Origin of the sequence: Pseudomonas sp. NCIMB 10586 (assembly GCF_023127895.1) — a bacterium.
In the GTDB taxonomy this organism is placed as follows: Bacteria; Pseudomonadota; Gammaproteobacteria; order Pseudomonadales; family Pseudomonadaceae; genus Aquipseudomonas; species Aquipseudomonas synxantha_A.
On record NZ_SPKQ01000002.1, the window covers coordinates 15101 to 31370 of the forward strand.

Annotated in this window: 13 protein-coding genes; 6 read left to right on the top strand and 7 right to left on the bottom strand. The window is 60.6% G+C overall.

Annotated features, from left to right (window positions below; genetic code table 11):
* Positions 1 to 169 precede the first annotated feature (169 nt).
* On the top strand, positions 170 to 2092 hold the full coding sequence (estP, locus tag E4P01_RS00375; RefSeq protein WP_078822471.1) for an esterase EstP: 1923 nt from the start codon (positions 170 to 172) through the stop codon (positions 2090 to 2092).
* A gap of 122 nt (positions 2093 to 2214) precedes the next feature.
* On the opposite strand, the gene trpE is transcribed toward estP, so the two are convergent.
* From trpE to E4P01_RS00395, 4 genes are all read right to left on the bottom strand, one after another.
* Entirely contained in the window at positions 2215 to 3696 is a 1482-nt protein-coding gene (gene trpE, locus E4P01_RS00380; RefSeq protein WP_005792028.1) for an anthranilate synthase component I, read from the bottom strand.
* Between the two features lie 69 nt (positions 3697 to 3765).
* Entirely contained in the window at positions 3766 to 4584 is an 819-nt protein-coding gene (locus tag E4P01_RS00385; RefSeq protein ID WP_005792030.1) for a phosphoglycolate phosphatase, read from the bottom strand.
* A complete protein-coding gene (gene rpe, locus E4P01_RS00390) occupies positions 4581 to 5255 on the bottom strand; it encodes a ribulose-phosphate 3-epimerase (protein ID WP_078822472.1) in 675 nt (224 codons plus the stop codon). Before rpe ends, E4P01_RS00385 begins: the two co-directional genes overlap by 4 nt.
* A gap of 84 nt (positions 5256 to 5339) precedes the next feature.
* The gene (locus E4P01_RS00395; RefSeq protein ID WP_078822473.1) at positions 5340 to 6488 is read right to left on the bottom strand and encodes an iron-containing alcohol dehydrogenase; all 1149 of its coding nucleotides are present in this window, start codon (positions 6486 to 6488) and stop codon (positions 5340 to 5342) included.
* A 183-nt stretch (positions 6489 to 6671) separates the two neighbouring features.
* Here E4P01_RS00395 and E4P01_RS00400 point away from each other — a divergent pair, with 183 nt between their 5' ends.
* The gene (locus tag E4P01_RS00400; RefSeq protein WP_032879192.1) at positions 6672 to 7646 is read left to right on the top strand and encodes an alpha/beta hydrolase family protein; all 975 of its coding nucleotides are present in this window, start codon (positions 6672 to 6674) and stop codon (positions 7644 to 7646) included.
* A gap of 58 nt (positions 7647 to 7704) precedes the next feature.
* Here the strand turns inward: E4P01_RS00400 and E4P01_RS00405 are convergent, their stop codons facing one another.
* The 3 genes from E4P01_RS00405 to E4P01_RS00415 are packed head-to-tail and all read right to left on the bottom strand — an operon-like array spanning position 7705 to position 10170.
* On the bottom strand, positions 7705 to 8472 hold the full coding sequence (locus E4P01_RS00405) for a TerB family tellurite resistance protein (protein ID WP_078822474.1): 768 nt from the start codon (positions 8470 to 8472) through the stop codon (positions 7705 to 7707).
* Position 8473: 1 nt separating this feature from the next.
* Entirely contained in the window at positions 8474 to 9148 is a 675-nt protein-coding gene (murU, locus tag E4P01_RS00410; RefSeq protein ID WP_216090383.1) for an N-acetylmuramate alpha-1-phosphate uridylyltransferase MurU, read from the bottom strand.
* On the bottom strand, positions 9145 to 10170 hold the full coding sequence (locus tag E4P01_RS00415) for a phosphotransferase (protein ID WP_216090384.1): 1026 nt from the start codon (positions 10168 to 10170) through the stop codon (positions 9145 to 9147). Before E4P01_RS00415 ends, murU begins: the two co-directional genes overlap by 4 nt.
* A 130-nt stretch (positions 10171 to 10300) precedes the next feature.
* Between E4P01_RS00415 and E4P01_RS00420 the strand changes: the two genes are divergently transcribed.
* The 4 genes from E4P01_RS00420 to rsmA are packed head-to-tail and all read left to right on the top strand — an operon-like array spanning position 10301 to position 16251.
* Positions 10301 to 13141 carry an LPS-assembly protein LptD gene (locus tag E4P01_RS00420; RefSeq protein WP_122736004.1) on the top strand — a complete coding sequence of 947 codons (2841 nt, stop codon included), beginning with the start codon at positions 10301 to 10303 and terminating at the stop codon, positions 13139 to 13141.
* Positions 13122 to 14456: a peptidylprolyl isomerase gene (locus tag E4P01_RS00425; RefSeq protein WP_143508490.1), complete on the top strand. Its 1335-nt coding sequence runs from the start codon at positions 13122 to 13124 to the stop codon at positions 14454 to 14456. The genes E4P01_RS00420 and E4P01_RS00425 overlap by 20 nt, the downstream gene beginning before the upstream one ends.
* The gene (pdxA, locus tag E4P01_RS00430; protein WP_078822479.1) at positions 14453 to 15442 is read left to right on the top strand and encodes a 4-hydroxythreonine-4-phosphate dehydrogenase PdxA; all 990 of its coding nucleotides are present in this window, start codon (positions 14453 to 14455) and stop codon (positions 15440 to 15442) included. The genes E4P01_RS00425 and pdxA overlap by 4 nt, the downstream gene beginning before the upstream one ends.
* A complete protein-coding gene (gene rsmA, locus E4P01_RS00435; RefSeq protein WP_005792048.1) occupies positions 15439 to 16251 on the top strand; it encodes a 16S rRNA (adenine(1518)-N(6)/adenine(1519)-N(6))-dimethyltransferase RsmA in 813 nt (270 codons plus the stop codon). Before pdxA ends, rsmA begins: the two co-directional genes overlap by 4 nt.
* The last annotated feature ends 19 nt before the right edge of the window (positions 16252 to 16270 follow it).

Below are 16270 nucleotides of genomic sequence, written 5' to 3' on the forward strand. Positions count from 1 at the left end.
AGGGTCTCATTCATACGTTCAGGCACAGTAACGTAGCCTCGCCAGCGGTGCAATATGGAGCAGCAAATACGGGGGCCTGCGTAGGCGCATTCCGCATATCCCTACAGAAAATGCCGGAAGTTTTGCTAGTGTTTCGTTTCCTGCATAAAAACAACCAAATGGAATTCTCATGCTCAAACCAGCGTTTTTCACACCCCTTGCCGGCTGCCTCTTGGCACTGGCCTGCACCCAAGCCTTTGCCGCCCCGTCACCTTATTCAGCCATGGTGGTTTTCGGCGACAGCCTGGCCGATGCAGGCCAGTTCCCCGATGGTTCGAATGGCTCGACACTACGTTTTACCAACCGGACAGGTCCAAACTTCCAGGGTGAGTACGGCCTGGTTTCATCAACCCTGTTGGGCACCAAACTGGGTGTGGCCCCCAACGACTTGAATGCCTCCACCTCACCGGTTCGGGCGGCCCAAGGCTTGCCAGATGGAAGCAACTGGGCGGTCGGTGGCTACCGCACCGATAACATCCTGGACTCTATTACCTCGGTCTCCAACGCCGCGATCCCACCCGGAAATCCTGGCGGTGGCACAGTGTTGCGCAGTCGCCAGGGCTATCTACCGGCTAACGGCGGACGAGCCGACCCGAACGCGCTCTACTTCCTTTCCGGTGGTGGCAATGACTTCCTTCAAGGCCGCGTGCTCAGCCCCGCGCAAGCAGTCGCCGCAGGCGGGAGACTGGCCGACAGTGCCCAAGTGCTGCAGCAAGCCGGTGCGCGTTACATCATGGTGTGGATGCTGCCCGACCTGGGGCTGACGCCCGCCATCAACGGCACCCCACAGCAGGCCGCGACCTCTGCCCTGAGCAATATTTTCAACCAATCGCTGGTACAGCGCCTGTCGCAAATCGATGCCCAGGTTATTCCACTGAACATCCCGCTGCTATTGAACGAAGCCTTCGCCGATCCTGCGCGCTTCGGCCTCGCAACCGGGCAAAACCTGACCGCCACCTGCTTCAGCGGCAACAGCTGCACCGCCAACCCGGTCTATGGCATCGGCGGTACCAACCCGGACCCGACCAAGCTGGTCTATAACGACTCGGTCCACCCCACCGTAGCCGGGCAACATCTGATCGCCGACTATGCTTACTCGCTGCTCGCAGCGCCCTGGGAGCTGACCTTGCTGCCGGAAATGGCCCAAGGCACGTTGCGCGCCCATCAGGACGAACTACGCAACCAATGGCAAGCAGACAACGGCCACTGGCAAGCCGTCGGCCAATGGCGCGCAATCGTGGCCGGCGGCGGTCAGCGCCTGGACTTCGATGATCAGAGCAGTTCAGCCAGTGGTGACGGCAGCGGCTATAACCTGAATATCGGTGGCAGCTACCGGCTTGATGACAATTGGCGTGTGGGCGTTGCTGCCGGCCTGTACCGGCAAACACTCGAAGCCGGGGCCAGCGACTCGGACTACAAGCTCAACAGCTACATGGGCACGGCATTCGCGCAATATCAGCACAATCAATGGTGGGCCGACGCCGCGTTAACGGGTGGCAAGCTGGACTTCGACAGCCTCAAACGCAAGTTCGCCCTGGGCGTCAACGAAGCGTCCGAGAAAGGCGACACCGACGGTTGGCTCTGGGCCTTGAGCGCTCGCTTGGGTTACGACCTTGCTGCACCGGGTAGCGATTGGCACCTGTCACCCTTCGTCAGCGCCGATTACGCACGCGTCGAAGTGAATGGCTACTCGGAGAAAAACAGTCGCTCCACCGCACTGACCTTTGATGACCAACAACGCGACTCCAGGCGCCTGGGCGTCGGCCTGCAAGGTAGCTACCGCATCACCCCGCAAACCCAGGTATTTGGCGAAGTGGCCCACGAGCATGAGTTCGAAAATGACACCCAGAAGGTGAACATTTCGCTCAACAGTGTTCAGGGGATCGACTTCAAGCTGGACGGCTACACGCCTCGCAGCAACTCTGACCGTTTGAGCCTTGGGGTCAGCCACAAACTGACTCAGGAGCTGGCGTTGCGGGCGGCATATAACGTGAGGAAGGATGACAACCTGACCCAGCAAGGGGTCAATGTGGGGGTGAGTCTGGATTTCTAAATACCACGCAAAACAAATGTGGGAGCTGGCTTGCCTGCGATGGCGGTGGATCAGTCACTGAATATCTCGACTGATACACCGCCATCGCGGGCAAGCCAGCTCCCACACTTTTTATTCCAGCTTTAGTCTTGTGGGGTTTGCTCTGCCAGCGCCACAGCACGAAACATCGCCCGGCGCTTGTTCAAGGTTTCTTCCCACTCAAGGGCCGGCACCGAGTCCGCCACAATCCCGCCACCGGCCTGTACATGCAGTTCGCCATCCTTGATCACCGCGGTGCGGATCGCGATCGCAGTGTCCATATTGCCGTTCCAGGCGAAGTAACCGACGGCACCGCCATACACGCCACGCTTGACCGGCTCCAGTTCGTCGATGATTTCCATCGCACGGATTTTCGGTGCGCCCGACAAGGTGCCCGCCGGCAAAATCGCGCGCAGTGCATCCATCGCCGTCAGCCCGGCCTTCAGTTCGCCAGTCACGTTGGACACGATGTGCATCACGTTGGAGTAGCGCTCGATGACCATCTTCTCGGTCAACTTCACCGAACCGATTTCTGAAACACGCCCGGTATCATTGCGCCCCAGATCGATCAGCATCAGGTGCTCGGCGATTTCCTTGTCATCGCTGAGCAGGTCTTCTTCCAGCGCCAAGTCTGCCTCTTCGGTCGCGCCACGTGGGCGTGTGCCGGCAATCGGGCGTACGGTGATCAGGTTATCTTCGACGCGCACCAGCACTTCCGGCGAGCTGCCCACCACGTGGAAGTCGCCAAAGTTGAAGAAGTACATATACGGCGTCGGGTTGAAGCACCGCAGCGCACGATACAGGTCGATCGGCGCGGCCTTGAAGTCGATGGACATGCGTTGTGACGGCACCACTTGCATGCAGTCACCGGCGAGGATGTATTGCTTGATGGTATCGACTGCGCGCTCGTAGTCATCCTGCGTAAAGCTGGAGCGAAACACCGGGTCGGCCGCGGGTGGGCGGCTCAGGTCGAGGCCGCGACGCGGGGTGATCGGCTGGCGGAGTTTTTCCAGCAGCGCCTGCAGACTGGCCTGGCCTTGCTCGAAGGCATCCGCTTGAGCAGGGTCGGCAAGGACAATCGCATGCATCTTGCCGGCAAGGTTGTCGAACACCACTACTGCGTCGGAGACCATCAGCAAAATGTCCGGCACACCCAATGGGTCTGGGTTCGGACATTTCCCAAGACGCTTTTCGACATAGCGCACGCAGTCATAGCCGAAATACCCCACCAGGCCACCATTGAAACGCGGCAGGCCGGCAATGGTCGGTACGTTGTAGCGCGCCTTGAAAGCTTCGACGAAGGCCAGCGGGTCTTCTACGTCATGGCTTTCAATCTCTACGCCATCGTGGGTGATGCTGACATGATGGTCGTGCACGCGCAGCACTGTGCGGCATGGCAGGCCGATGATCGAGTAACGGCCCCATTTCTCGCCGCCCTGTACCGATTCGAGCAGGTAAGAGTTGGGCGCATCGGCAAGCTTCAGATAAATCGACAACGGCGTGTCGAAGTCGGCCAGGGTTTCGCAGGCCAGGGGAATACGGTTATAGCCGGCAGCGGCCAAACGCAGGAATTCTTCACGGATCATGGGGGAGCCTCGTGGCTTGAGGGTCAAACGGTCAGGTAGGCAAACGTGCCGCAGCGCGGCGAGAATCAGTCAGGCGCGCCAACGCCAGCGGGCCAGGGCCTTGATGACTTTCATCCAGAGTTTGCGAGTGACCACCACGATGGCGTTTCCAGAAGGGGACGGATCAATGTCGGGCAACGTTATCTCAGCGCCCGCTCCCAGGCAACCGGGGATTAGCAGGCGCAGATCATCAATCACCAGCGCCGGCGACTCTTCGGCAATCGGGCGCCCGTGGTTGTAGCCGTAGCTCAAGGCTACGCACTGCACGCCTGCAGCTTTTGCCGCCAGTACATCACTGCGCGAATCGCCGACAAACAATGACTGGGACGCCGGGATATTCGCCATTTTCATCACAAAGAACAGTGCAGCCGGGTCAGGCTTTTTCTGCGGCAAGGTATCGCCACCGATGATCCAGCGAAAATAACGGCCGATTTTCATCTGGTCCAACAGCGGCGCGACAAAGCGCTCCGGCTTGTTGGTGATCAAGGCCATTTCCACGCCCTGCTTGCTCAGCCATTTGAGAGTGTCACGCACGCCGGGGTAGACCACGGTGAGTTCGTGGCCGTTTTCGTACGCGACATTGAATAATTCCAGAGCGTGCTCGGCTTCCACCTCATCGACACCCGAAGCGTCGATATTGTTGGCCAGGGCCCGGCGCACCAGCATCGGCGCGCCATTGCCGACCCACTCGCGCACCGACTCGATCCCCGCCGGCTTGCGCCCCAGTTTGAGCAGCATCTGGTCCACCGCCGCTGCCAGGTCAGGCACCGAGTCGATCAGCGTACCGTCCAGATCGAACATCACCAGCCGTGGCAGCTTGCCGGGGAACAGCTGCTCGAAGCCGCTCATGGACGCGTCAGCGCCAGTTCGGCACGCATCGTGTCGATGACGGCTTGGTAGTCCGGTGCGTTGAAGATCGCCGAGCCTGCCACGAAGGTATCGGCGCCGGCGGCAGCGATTTCACGAATATTGTTGACGTTGACGCCGCCGTCGATCTCCAGGCGGATATCGCGCCCTGAGGCGTCGATCAGCGCTCGCGCTTCACGCAGCTTGTTCAGGGTGCCCGGGATGAATTTCTGCCCGCCGAAACCTGGGTTGACGCTCATCAGCAGCACCATGTCGACCTTGTCCATCACGTACTCAAGCACGTTCAGCGGAGTGGCTGGGTTGAACACCAGGCCCGCCTTGCAGCCGCCTTCGCGGATCAGTTGCAGGGTGCGGTCGACGTGCAGCGTGGCTTCCGGGTGGAAGGTAATGTAGGTCGCGCCGGCCTCGATGAAGTCACCGACGATGCGGTCCACGGGGCTGACCATCAGGTGGGCGTCGATCGGCGCGGTGATGCCGTATTTGCGCAGCGCTGCGCAGACCATCGGGCCTATGGTCAGGTTGGGTACGTAGTGGTTGTCCATGACATCGAAGTGCACGAAGTCGGCACCCGCGGCCAACACCTTGTCCACTTCCTCACCCAGGCGGGCGAAGTCGGCGGAGAGAATCGATGGAGCAATGACGAAGGGCTGCATGACGCACCTTTTTTGAGCTAAATCACGATGGCGCGCATTGTATACCTCATGCTTTGCTGCGCGCACCGTGACCTACCTCAATGGTTAGTAAGCCGCCCGGTAGATTTTCTCGATATCGGCCGCGCTGAGCTGACGCGGGTTATTGCGCATCAGACGCTCAATGCCCGCAGCTTCCGTGGCCATGGCCGCAATGGCGTCTTCGGGCACCCCGAAACTGCGCAGCCCGGCGGGAATCTCGACAGCGGCGCACAGTCGCGTCATAGCCTCCACCGCGCGGTCGGCAGCCTCGCTGACACTCAAGCCCGTCACATTCACGCCCATGGCTTGGGCAATATCCTGCATACGTTCGACGCAGGCCAACTTGTTCCAATGCATGACGTACGGCAGCAACAGCGCATTGCTCACACCATGGGCAATATTGAAACGCCCGCCCAGCGGGTAAGCCAGCGCATGCACGGCACCGACTCCGGCATTCCCGAATGCCATGCCGGCCATGAGGCTGGCGGTCGCCATGTCATCACGGGCCTGCAGGTTGGCCGGGTTGGCGTAAGCCTTGGGCAGCGCGTTGGCAATCAGCTTGATGGCGCCGATGGCCAGGGCGTCGGTGATCGGCGAGGCGTTCAGTGACAGATAGGACTCAATGGCATGCACCAAGGCGTCCACACCACTGGCCGCGGTGACACTGCGCGGGCAGGTCAGAGTCATTTGTGGGCTGATCAGCGCGACATCCGGCAGCAGGTAGTCGCTGACGATGCCTTTTTTCAGCTGTGCGGCCTTGTCGGAGAGGATCGCCACATTGGTCACCTCCGAACCGGTGCCCGCCGTGGTCGGGATGGCGATCAGCGGCGGGCCCTTGCGCGGCACCTGGTCGACCCCGAACAAATCCGCCAGCGCACCGTGGTAGCCGGCATACGCCGCCACGCTCTTGGCGATATCGATGGCACTGCCGCCGCCCACACCAATGAGGCCGTCATGCCCGCCTTCGCGGTACGCACGCATGCAGTCTTCAACGATGGCGATTTCCGGGTCGGGCAGTACGCGATCGAAGATTTCGTAAGCACGATCGCCCAGCTGTTCGAGGGCCAGGGCCACGGTGCCAGACTTGACCAGGGCCGCATCAGTAACGATCAGCGGGTTATCCACGTCCAGCCGGGTCAGTTCCGCGGCCAATTGCTCGATGGCGCCCGCGCCGGTCAGCAGTTTATGGGCGATCTTGAATGAGGAAGTACTCATGTGCGCGGCCTCTTATGAATGATGGGCTGGCACAAGAATAGCTGCCCATCGCGTGTTGTCTGCCATTCACTGGTTGAATGGTCATCGCCGATAACCTGCTGGCAGAAAACCACGCCCCACATCACTGACAAATACTGACCAACCCATTAGGCTGCTCACATCACTTATGGCCGGAAATTAACGATGCTTTTTCTCCACCGTTCGGCACTGCCAACGTTGTGCCTGTCGCTACTATGTGCCAGCGCCCTGCCTGCTCACGCCGCCGACGCGCCCGCGCCCGCTGCCGAAAAACCTGCTGAGCGCCAACCTCTGCCCGAGCGCAGCCAGTCGCAAGCCAGCGCTCTGGAGCGCCAGATTCCGCAACCGGAACAACAACAGCTGCAAGCCGGTAGCGATTCGTTCCTGGCCCTTTGGAAACCCGCCAACGGCGCAGAGGCCGAAGGTGTGGTGATTATCGTACCGGGCGCCGGGGAGAACGCCGACTGGCCGCAAGCAATCGCCCCCTTGCGGCGCAAGTTACCGGATGCGGCCTGGGGCACCTTGAGCCTGTCACTGCCGGACGTAAATGTAGACACCTTGCCGCCACGGGTCATCGAACCGCCAAAAGCTGCGGTCGACACCAGCAGCAAGGACGGCAGCACGGCTGCCAAACCTGTCGAACAGGCCGCCAGCGCCGAGGCCGAAGGTACTGATCCGGCGGTGGTGCCGGATGCGGATGAACAGGACAAGACCGACGCCAAGCGCATCTTCGACCGCATCGACGCCGCCGTCGCCTTCGCCCAGACCCAAAGCGCCCGCAGCGTGGTGCTGCTCGGCCACGGCACCGGCGCCTGGTGGGCCGCACGTTACCTGAGCGAAAAACAACCATCCCAGGTGCAGAAGCTGATCATGGTGGCCGGGAAGACGCCGGCGGCTCGCCAACCGGACCTGCAACAACTGGCGCCGAGCTTGAAGGTGCCCACGGCGGATGTGTTTTATCAAGACACCCCCCAGGAACGCAAAAACGCGCAGGAGCGTATCCAGGCGGCCAAGCGCTCGAAGAATGACGGTTACAAGCAGGTATCGCTCACGGCGTTGCCCGGCAATAGTGCAGCAGAGCAGGAACAGTTGTATCGGCGGGTTCGCGGGTGGCTCAGCCCGCAGGGCGGCGCAGACTGATCATGTCTTCGAACCTGTTGCAGAAACAATGTGGGAGGGGACTCTCAGGCCGACAGCCTCAGCGAAAATCCCGACGCTCGCGAATCAACGCATAAGCGTTATGCAGCTCCCGGGTGCGTTCGGTGGCTTCACGCACTTGTGCAGGGCTGGCGCCCGTGCCGGCGATCTTGTCCGGGTGGTGGCGGCTGAGGAGGCGACGGTAGGCACGCTTGATCACCGAGGGCTCAGTGGTCGCCGTCACACCCAGAACCCGCAACGCCTCCTGATAGGCTCCGCCACGATTGGCCAGCGGTTTGCGCTGCGGCGCGTAATCGGTTGCCAGTGCCTGGAGTTGTTGCGGCGTCCAGCCCAGCCATTTGCCCCACAGGTCGATCAGGTCGCGCTCGGCGTCATCCGCCCGTCCGTCCGCCCAGGCCATGCGCCAACAGGCACGTAGCACGCCTTCCGCCGCATGGGGTTGCGCCTTGAGCACACGCAGGTAGCTGCGCACACGGTCGCTGCCAGACTTGCCCCGGTTGAAGGCGCTGATAGCGCGACGCTGGGCCGGCTCGGACATATCCAAGGCGCGCATCTCCTGACGCGCCTGCTGGATATGCCCATCCACAACCCGGCCGTTACTCTTGGCCAACCGCCCCAACAGCACAAACAACAGTTCGTCGTTGCGCAACGCCGGGCGCCCGCCCAGGCGTTCGCGCAACTGCGCCCAACTGTGCAGTTGCAGGCGACGATCCAGCGCCTGCCCCAGCAATGCACCCAACAAGGCCCCCGGAATACTGGCAATGGCAAAGCCAGCCCCGGCGCCGATCAGCGTCCCTGGCCACAACATCCTACTGCTCCGCTGTCAGCAAGGTTTCGACTTGCGCCAGACGCTCCAGCGTCCCGACATCCACCCAGCGTCCCGTCATGTGCTCCCCCGTTACCAGACCTTTAGCCATGGCCGCACGCAACAGCGGCGCCAACTTGAAGGCACCGGCGCTGCAACCCGCGAACAATTTGGGGTCGAGCACTGAAATGCCACTGAAGGTCAGGTTATCGGCACCGGGCGTGGCATCATGAAGCAGACCTTTATCCAGGTAGAAATCCCCGCCTGACGGGTGGTGCTCAGGGTTGTCGACCATCACCAAGTGCGCCAGGCCCTGGATCGGCTGCCCGAGGCGGGTAAAATCGTAGTCAGTCCAGATATCGCCATTGACCACCAGGAAGGGGTCATCCCCCAGCAGCGGCAACGCCTGGAATATCCCGCCCCCCGTTTCCAGCGGCTCCCCCTCCGGCGAGTAGCGGATGCGCAGCCCGAACTGGGCGCCGTCACCCAAGTACTTCTCAATTTGCTGGCCTAGCCAGGCATGATTGATCACGATCTCGGTAAAGCCGGCCTTCGCCAAAGCTTCAAGGTGATACTCGATCAACCGCTTGCCGCCGGCTTGCACCAGCGGCTTGGGCGTATGCAGGGTGAGCGGACGCATGCGCTCGCCCTTGCCCGCCGCAAGGATCATCGCCTTCATACAATGGCCTCGGCGGGCTGGCGCAGGCTGGCGAGCAGTTCGCCCAGGTCGCTCAACTCGGGTCGGTCGGCGAGCACCGCGTCTATATAAGCAAAGAAACGCGGCACGTCGGCCAGGTAGCGCGGTTTGCCGTCACGGTGGCAAATACGCGAAAAAATACCGATGACCTTGAGATGACGCTGCACGCCCATCAGGTCGCTGGCGCGCAGAAAGTCTTCGAAGTCGTCCTGCACCGGGATCCCCAACCGCCCGGCGCGCTGCCAGTAGCCGTGCTGCCATTCACGCACACGCGCCTGGGGCCAACTGAGGAAGGCGTCCTTGAACAGGCAGGTAATGTCGTAAGTCACCGGGCCGTAGACCGCATCCTGAAAGTCCAGTACGCCAGGGTTCGGTTCACTGATCATCAGGTTGCGCGGCATATAGTCGCGATGCACCAGCACCTTGGGCTGCGCCAGGGCACTGTCGATCAATTTTTCGCTGACGCGTTGCCAGAGGGCTTGTTGCTCAGCGTCGAAGTCGATCCCCAGGTGACGGCGCACATACCATTCCGGGAATAATTCAAGCTCGCGACGCAACAAGGCCACGTCGTAGCTGGGCAATGGTGCGTCCATCGGCAATTGCTGGAAAGCCAGCAGCGCATCGATGGCATCGGCAAATAATTGATCGGCATTTTCAGCGTCAATCACATCCAGATAGGTTTTTCTGCCCAGGTCATTGAGCAAAAGAAAGCCACGAGGCAAGTCTTCTGCATAAATTTTTGGCACATTTATTCCTGATTTCGCCAGCAAATGCGCGATATCGACGAAAGGTTTGCAGTTTTCCTGGGGGGGTGGAGCGTCCATTACGACGAACGTATGGGCACCGCCCTCCCACCGGAAGTAACGCCTGAAACTCGCGTCGCTGCTGGCCGCGGTCAATGTGGCCGGGGGTACGGGGCCCCAGTCCTGAGCGTTGAAGAGGATCGGCAACTGCTCATCCAGCCAGACTTCCAGCTGTTGTAAACGTAGATCTTGCTCGGGCATTACAAGGGTCTCCGACGGCGCTAGCCGTCAAGCGGGGCATGCTTTATTATCACGCATCTTTTTCAGACCATCGAGAGGCGTGCGGCCCAAACCGCGGGCAGATGGCACGCAGGAAGCCCGGACTAATAAGATGGCATTGAAATCCCCCGCGTTTCGTAGAAAATTTCCGTTGCTGGTAACCGGCAGTCTGCTGGCCTTGCAACCTTTCGCCACCTCATTCGTGGTCGCCGCGGAACAGTATGACTGCTCAGTCTCTGCTTCGGGTGCCTGGGATTGCGCGCCGAAGACCGCCGCAGCCCCATTGCCACCGCGCCCGGTGCATGACGGTTCTGCCGTCAGCTCGGCCAACGGCACGCCGCAAGGCAAGGCTGGCGGCAGCGTCGACGCCGAGCCCAAGACCGTGCTGGTCACCGAATCCAAGGGCCGTGGCCTGCGCTCGCGCAGCGCCGACTACAGCCACCTGGACTGGGTGCCTCGCGACAAGCTGACTGCAGCGCAGCTGGCCGAGACCGGCCCTTACTGCGGCGGTGCCTACATCGAGCCGACTCGTCCTGGCATGAACGACAAGACGGACAAGAGCGATGCGCCGACCTTCATCGGTGCCAAGGCCTCGCGCTACGAGCAGGAACAGCAGGTCGCCACCCTGGCCGGTGACGTGGTCATGCGCCAGGGCAGCATGCAGCTTGAAGCGGACGAAGCCAGCCTGTACCAGGCCGAGAACCGTGGCGAGCTGAACGGCAAGGTGCGACTGCGCGACAACGGCGCGCTGATCGTGGGCGACCATGCCCAGGTCCAGCTCGACACCGGCGCCGCCCAGATCGACAACGCCGAATACGTGATGCACAAGTCGCGCATTCGCGGTAACGCCCTGTACGCCAAGCGTGCCGAGAACGCGATCATCCGCCTCAAGGACGGTACGTACACCACCTGCGAGCCGGACAGCAACGCCTGGCAGCTCAAGGGCAACAACATCACGTTGAACCCGGCCACCGGTTTCGGTACGGCCACCAACGCGACGTTGCGGGTCAAGAACATCCCGATCCTGTACACCCCGTACATCTACTTCCCGATCGACGACCGTCGTCAATCCGGCTTCCTGCCGCCGAGCTTCAGCACCGGCAGCGAGACTGGCTTCACGCTGGTAACGCCGTACTACTTCAACCTGGCACCGAACTACGATGCCACGTTGTACCCGCAATACATGACCAAGCGCGGCTTGTTGATGGAGGGCGAATTCCGCTACCTGACCAAGTCGAGTGAAGGGCAGTTTGGTGGGGCGTATCTCAATGATGATAGCGACGAGCGGAAGAAGCAGACCGATTACGAAAAAACCCGCTATATGCTCAATTGGCAGCATAAGGGTGGGTTGGATTCGCGTCTGACGACTCAGGTCGATTACACCAAGATCAGTGATCCGTTCTACTTCCAGGACTTGAAGTCGTATCAGGAAGGCATCCAGAGCCAGGACTTCCTGAACCAGCAGGGCTCCGTGACTTATAGTGGTGATAACTATCAAGCTCGCGTGAACCTGCAGTCATATCAACTGGCGACGATTTCGCAGATCACTCCGTATGACCGTTTGCCGCAGATCACCTTCAATGGTCAGCTGCCGTACCATCCGGGGGGGCTCAACTTCTCCTACGAGACTGAAGCCGTAAGATTTGACCGAGACCTTCGAAACGGTAATGTGGTTAACGAAGACGGCGGGCCGTTCAATCCTGATGGCACTATAGGTGAACGACGCCTGGATACCTACGTAAACGGCCTGACCCGTGCAAACGGAACACGCTTGAACGTAGCTCCCGCTGTTGAGTACCCAATGAACTGGAGCTATGGCTTTATTACGCCGAAGCTCAAATACGTCTATACCAAATATGATCTTGACCTGGACAGCAAAGGCAAGGATGACATTGTCGCCGCGCAACTGGCCGCTACCCGGCCCGGTGCAGCCCCTTACGCTGGCGGAGTGTTCAAGAGTTCGCAAGATCGCGCTGTTCCTATCGCGAGCGTAGACAGCGGGTTGTACTTCGACCGCAAAACCAATTGGTTCGGTAAAGACTATAACCAGACCCTTGAGCCGCGGGCGTTCTATCTCTACGTACCGAACAAAGATCAAAGCGATATTCCGGTTTTCGACACCAGTGAATATTCGTTCAGCTATGCCTCTCTATTCCGTGATAACCGCTTCGCCGGTAACGATCGGATCGGTGACGAGAACAAGTTATCCCTAGGCGTAACCAGCCGGTGGATCGAAGAAAATGGCTTCGAACGCCAGCGTGTTTCCGTGGGCCAGGCACTGTACTTCAAGGATCGCGAGGTTCAACTGCCAGGAGTCCTGGCCGCTGACCGAGATGACTCCCGAACAGATGTCTCGCCGATCGCTCTGGAATACGCATTCCGCTTCAACCGCGACTGGCGTGCCACGGCCGATTATAACTGGGACACTGAAAGCCATGCCCCACGCTCTGGCAGCGCGATGTTCCACTACCAGCCAGAAGACAACCCGAACAAGGTCGTCAACCTCGGCTACCGCTATCGCAATGACCAGGTGGTCTACAACCAGCTGACCGGCAAATGGCAGTTCGGTGGTGACTACGGCACTCCGGGTCAAGAGAACTACGTGAAGGATTACTACAAAATCCAGCAACACGACTTCTCGATGATGTGGCCGATCATTCCTCAGTGGAACCTGATCACCCGCTGGCAGTATGACTATGCCCGCAACCGCACCCTGGAAGCCTTCGGTGGTTTCGAGTACGACAACTGCTGCTGGAAACTGCGCGTCATCAATCGCTATTGGGTTTCCAACGACGAATACAGCCAGATCGCCCCGCTTAACGAAAAGGGTGACCACGGGCTCTTCTTCCAGATCGTCCTCAAAGGACTCGGCGGCCTGACCGGCGCCAAGGTAGAGAGCTTCCTCGACAAAGGCATTGAAGGTTATCGTGAACGTGAAGACAAAGCTTTCTGAGTGTTTGCGCCCGCTAGTGCTGGGCGCGCTGTTCCTGGGTACTGTTTCGGCACACGCCGCGGTTCAACAGCTGGATAAAGTAGCGGCCATCGTCGACAACGACGTGATCATGCAGAGCCAGCTGGACCAACGGGTCAAGGAAGTTCAGCAAACCATCGCCAAGCGTGGCGGTGGTGTGCCGCCGACCAGCGTCCTGGAACCCCAGGTACTGGAGCGTCTGATCGTCGAAAACCTGCAGTTGCAGATCGGCGAACGTTCCGGCATCCGGATTTCGGACGAAGAGCTGAACCAGGCCGTCGGCACCATTGCTCAACGCAACAACATGAGCATTGATCAGTTCCGCGCCGCCCTGGCTCACGATGGCTTGTCCTATGAGGACGCCCGCGACCAGATCAAGCGCGAGATGATCATCAGCCGTGTGCGCCAGCGCCGTGTGGCCGAACGGGTCCAGGTATCGGAGCAGGAAGTGAAGAACTTCCTGGCCTCGGACCTTGGCAAGATGCAGCTCTCCGAAGAACTGCACCTGGCCAATATTCTTATTCCTACCCCTGACGCCGCCAACTCCGAGCAACTGAATGCCGCTGCGGCCAAGACCCAAGCGGTGTACGACCGCCTGAAAGCCGGTGCTGACTTTGCCCAGACCGCCATTGCCGTCTCCGGCAGCGATAACGCACTGGACGGCGGTGACATGGGCTGGCGTAAAGCCGCACAGCTGCCGCCTCCGTTCGATCGCGAGCTGAGCTCCATGGAAGTCGGCGGCATCACCCAACCGGCACGTACCCCAGGTGGCTTCATTATCCTCAAGCTGCTGGGCAAGCGCGGCGGCGAGACCTCGCTGAAAGACGAAGTACACGTTCGTCACATCCTGGTCAAACCAAGCGAAATCCGTACCGAGGCACAAACCAAGGAACTGGCGCAGAAGATCTACGACCGCATCGAAAGCGGTGAAGACTTCGCCACCCTGGCCAAAAGTTTCTCGGAAGACCCTGGTTCTGCCCTTAACGGCGGCGACTTGAACTGGATCGACCCGAAAGCCCTGGTGCCCGAGTTCCAACAGGTCATGGCCGACACACCGCAAGGCGTATTGTCCAAGCCGTTCAAGACTCAATACGGCTGGCATGTCCTGGAAGTCCTTGGCCGTCGCGCCACCGACAACACCAACCAGGCCCGCGAGCAGCAAGCCCTGACCGTGCTGCGTAACCGCAAATACGACGAAGAGCTGCAAACCTGGTTGCGTCAGATCCGTGACGAAGCCTACGTAGAGAACAAGCTGCCAGGCGCCGAGCAAACAGGCACCGACCAGGCAACCCAGTGAAACCCCAGCGTTTCGCGGTGACACCCGGCGAGCCGGCCGGCATTGGTCCAGACCTGTGCCTGCTGCTCGCCTCGCAACCTCAGCCACACCCCCTGATTGCCATTACCAGCCGCGACCTGCTCCTTGAGCGGGCCGCGCAGTTGGGCGTGGCTGTCAACTTGCTGGAAGTGGCACCGGGCAATTGGCCGGACCTGCCCGCCCCGGCCGGCAGCCTGTATGTATGGGACACCCCTTTACAGGCCAAGGTGGTCGCCGGGCAACTGAACAAGGCCAATGCAGCCTTTGTGCTGGAAACCCTGACACGCGCCGGGCAAGGCTGCATCGACGGCGACTTTGCCGGCATGATCACCGCGCCCGTGCATAAAGGCGTGATCAACGAATCCGGCATCGCGTTTTCCGGCCATACCGAATTCCTCGCCGAGCTGACCCATACCGAACAGGTCGTGATGATGCTGGCGACCCGTGGCCTGCGTGTTGCGCTGGTGACCACACATCTGCCACTGCGCGATATTGCCGACGCCATCACCGCCGAGCGCATAGAGCGCGTCACGCGCATCCTGCATGACGACCTGCAACACAAATTCGGCATTGCCCGACCGCGTATCCTGGTCTGCGGACTAAACCCCCATGCCGGTGAAGGCGGCCACTTGGGCCATGAAGAAATCGACATCATTGAACCGACCTTAGAGCGCCTGCGCCAAGAAGGCATGGACCTGCGCGGCCCATTGCCTGCAGACACTCTGTTTACCCCCAAATATCTGGAGCACTGCGACGCAGTGCTGGCGATGTACCACGACCAGGGGCTGCCCGTGCTGAAGTACAAAGGCTTCGGTGCTGCAGTCAACGTGACACTGGGCCTGCCGATCATCCGCACCTCCGTCGACCATGGCACTGCCCTGGACCTGGCGGGCAGCGGCAAGATCGATACCGGCAGCCTGCACGTAGCCCTGGAAACCGCCTATCAGATGGCCGAGACCCGTATATGACTGAGCATTACCAACACCGGGCGCGCAAGCGCTTCGGACAGAACTTCCTGCACGACGCGGGCGTGATCGACCGCATCCTGCGCTCCATCCACGCCAAGCCAGAAGACCGCCTGCTGGAAATCGGCCCGGGCCAGGGCGCGCTGACCCAAGGCCTGCTTGCCAGCGGCGGGCAACTGGACGTGGTGGAACTGGACAAGGACCTGATCCCGATCCTGAACCAGCAGTTCGCTGGCAAGCCCAACTTCAACCTGCACCAGGGTGATGCGCTGAAGTTCGACTTCAATAGCCTGAATGCCGCCCCCAATAGCCTGCGGGTGGTGGGCAACCTGCCGTACAACATCTCCACACCGCTGATTTTCCACCTGCTGAACAACGCCGGGATCATCCGCGACATGCACTTCATGCTGCAGAAGGAAGTGGTGGAGCGCCTGGCCGCAGGCCCTGGCGGTGGCGATTGGGGCCGTTTGTCGATCATGGTCCAGTATCATTGCCGCGTGGAGCACCTGTTCAACGTCGGCCCGGGCGCGTTCAACCCGCCGCCGAAGGTTGATTCAGCCATCGTACGCCTGGTGCCGCATGCCGTGCTGCCCCACCCAGCCAAGGATCACAAGCTGCTGGAGCGCGTTGTGCGTGAAGCGTTCAACCAACGCCGCAAGACGCTGCGCAACACGCTCAAGGCCCTGCTGAGCAACGCTGAAATCGAAGCTGCCGGTGTCGATGGCAGCCTGCGCCCCGAACAGCTGGACTTGGCCGCGTTCGTACGCCTGGCTGACCAACTGGCGATTCAGCCAGCTCCGACAGAAGGATAAGGCTCAACGCGATCCAATG

Bases quoted from the DNA above. Each gene is read 5' to 3' on its own strand.
- rpe (WP_078822472.1), bottom strand. From the start codon at position 5,255: ATGCAGCCCTTCGTCATTGCTCCATCGATTCTCTCCGCCGACTTCGCC.
- estP (WP_078822471.1), top strand. From the start codon at position 170: ATGCTCAAACCAGCGTTTTTCACACCCCTTGCCGGCTGCCTCTTGGCA.
- E4P01_RS00400 (WP_032879192.1), top strand. From the start codon at position 6,672: ATGCTTTTTCTCCACCGTTCGGCACTGCCAACGTTGTGCCTGTCGCTA.
- E4P01_RS00420 (WP_122736004.1), top strand. From the start codon at position 10,301: ATGGCATTGAAATCCCCCGCGTTTCGTAGAAAATTTCCGTTGCTGGTA.
- murU (WP_216090383.1), bottom strand. From the start codon at position 9,148: ATGAAGGCGATGATCCTTGCGGCGGGCAAGGGCGAGCGCATGCGTCCG.
- E4P01_RS00405 (WP_078822474.1), bottom strand. From the start codon at position 8,472: ATGTTGTGGCCAGGGACGCTGATCGGCGCCGGGGCTGGCTTTGCCATT.
- E4P01_RS00385 (WP_005792030.1), bottom strand. From the start codon at position 4,584: ATGAGCGGCTTCGAGCAGCTGTTCCCCGGCAAGCTGCCACGGCTGGTG.
- trpE (WP_005792028.1), bottom strand. From the start codon at position 3,696: ATGATCCGTGAAGAATTCCTGCGTTTGGCCGCTGCCGGCTATAACCGT.
- E4P01_RS00415 (WP_216090384.1), bottom strand. From the start codon at position 10,170: ATGCCCGAGCAAGATCTACGTTTACAACAGCTGGAAGTCTGGCTGGAT.
- rsmA (WP_005792048.1), top strand. From the start codon at position 15,439: ATGACTGAGCATTACCAACACCGGGCGCGCAAGCGCTTCGGACAGAAC.
- E4P01_RS00395 (WP_078822473.1), bottom strand. From the start codon at position 6,488: ATGAGTACTTCCTCATTCAAGATCGCCCATAAACTGCTGACCGGCGCG.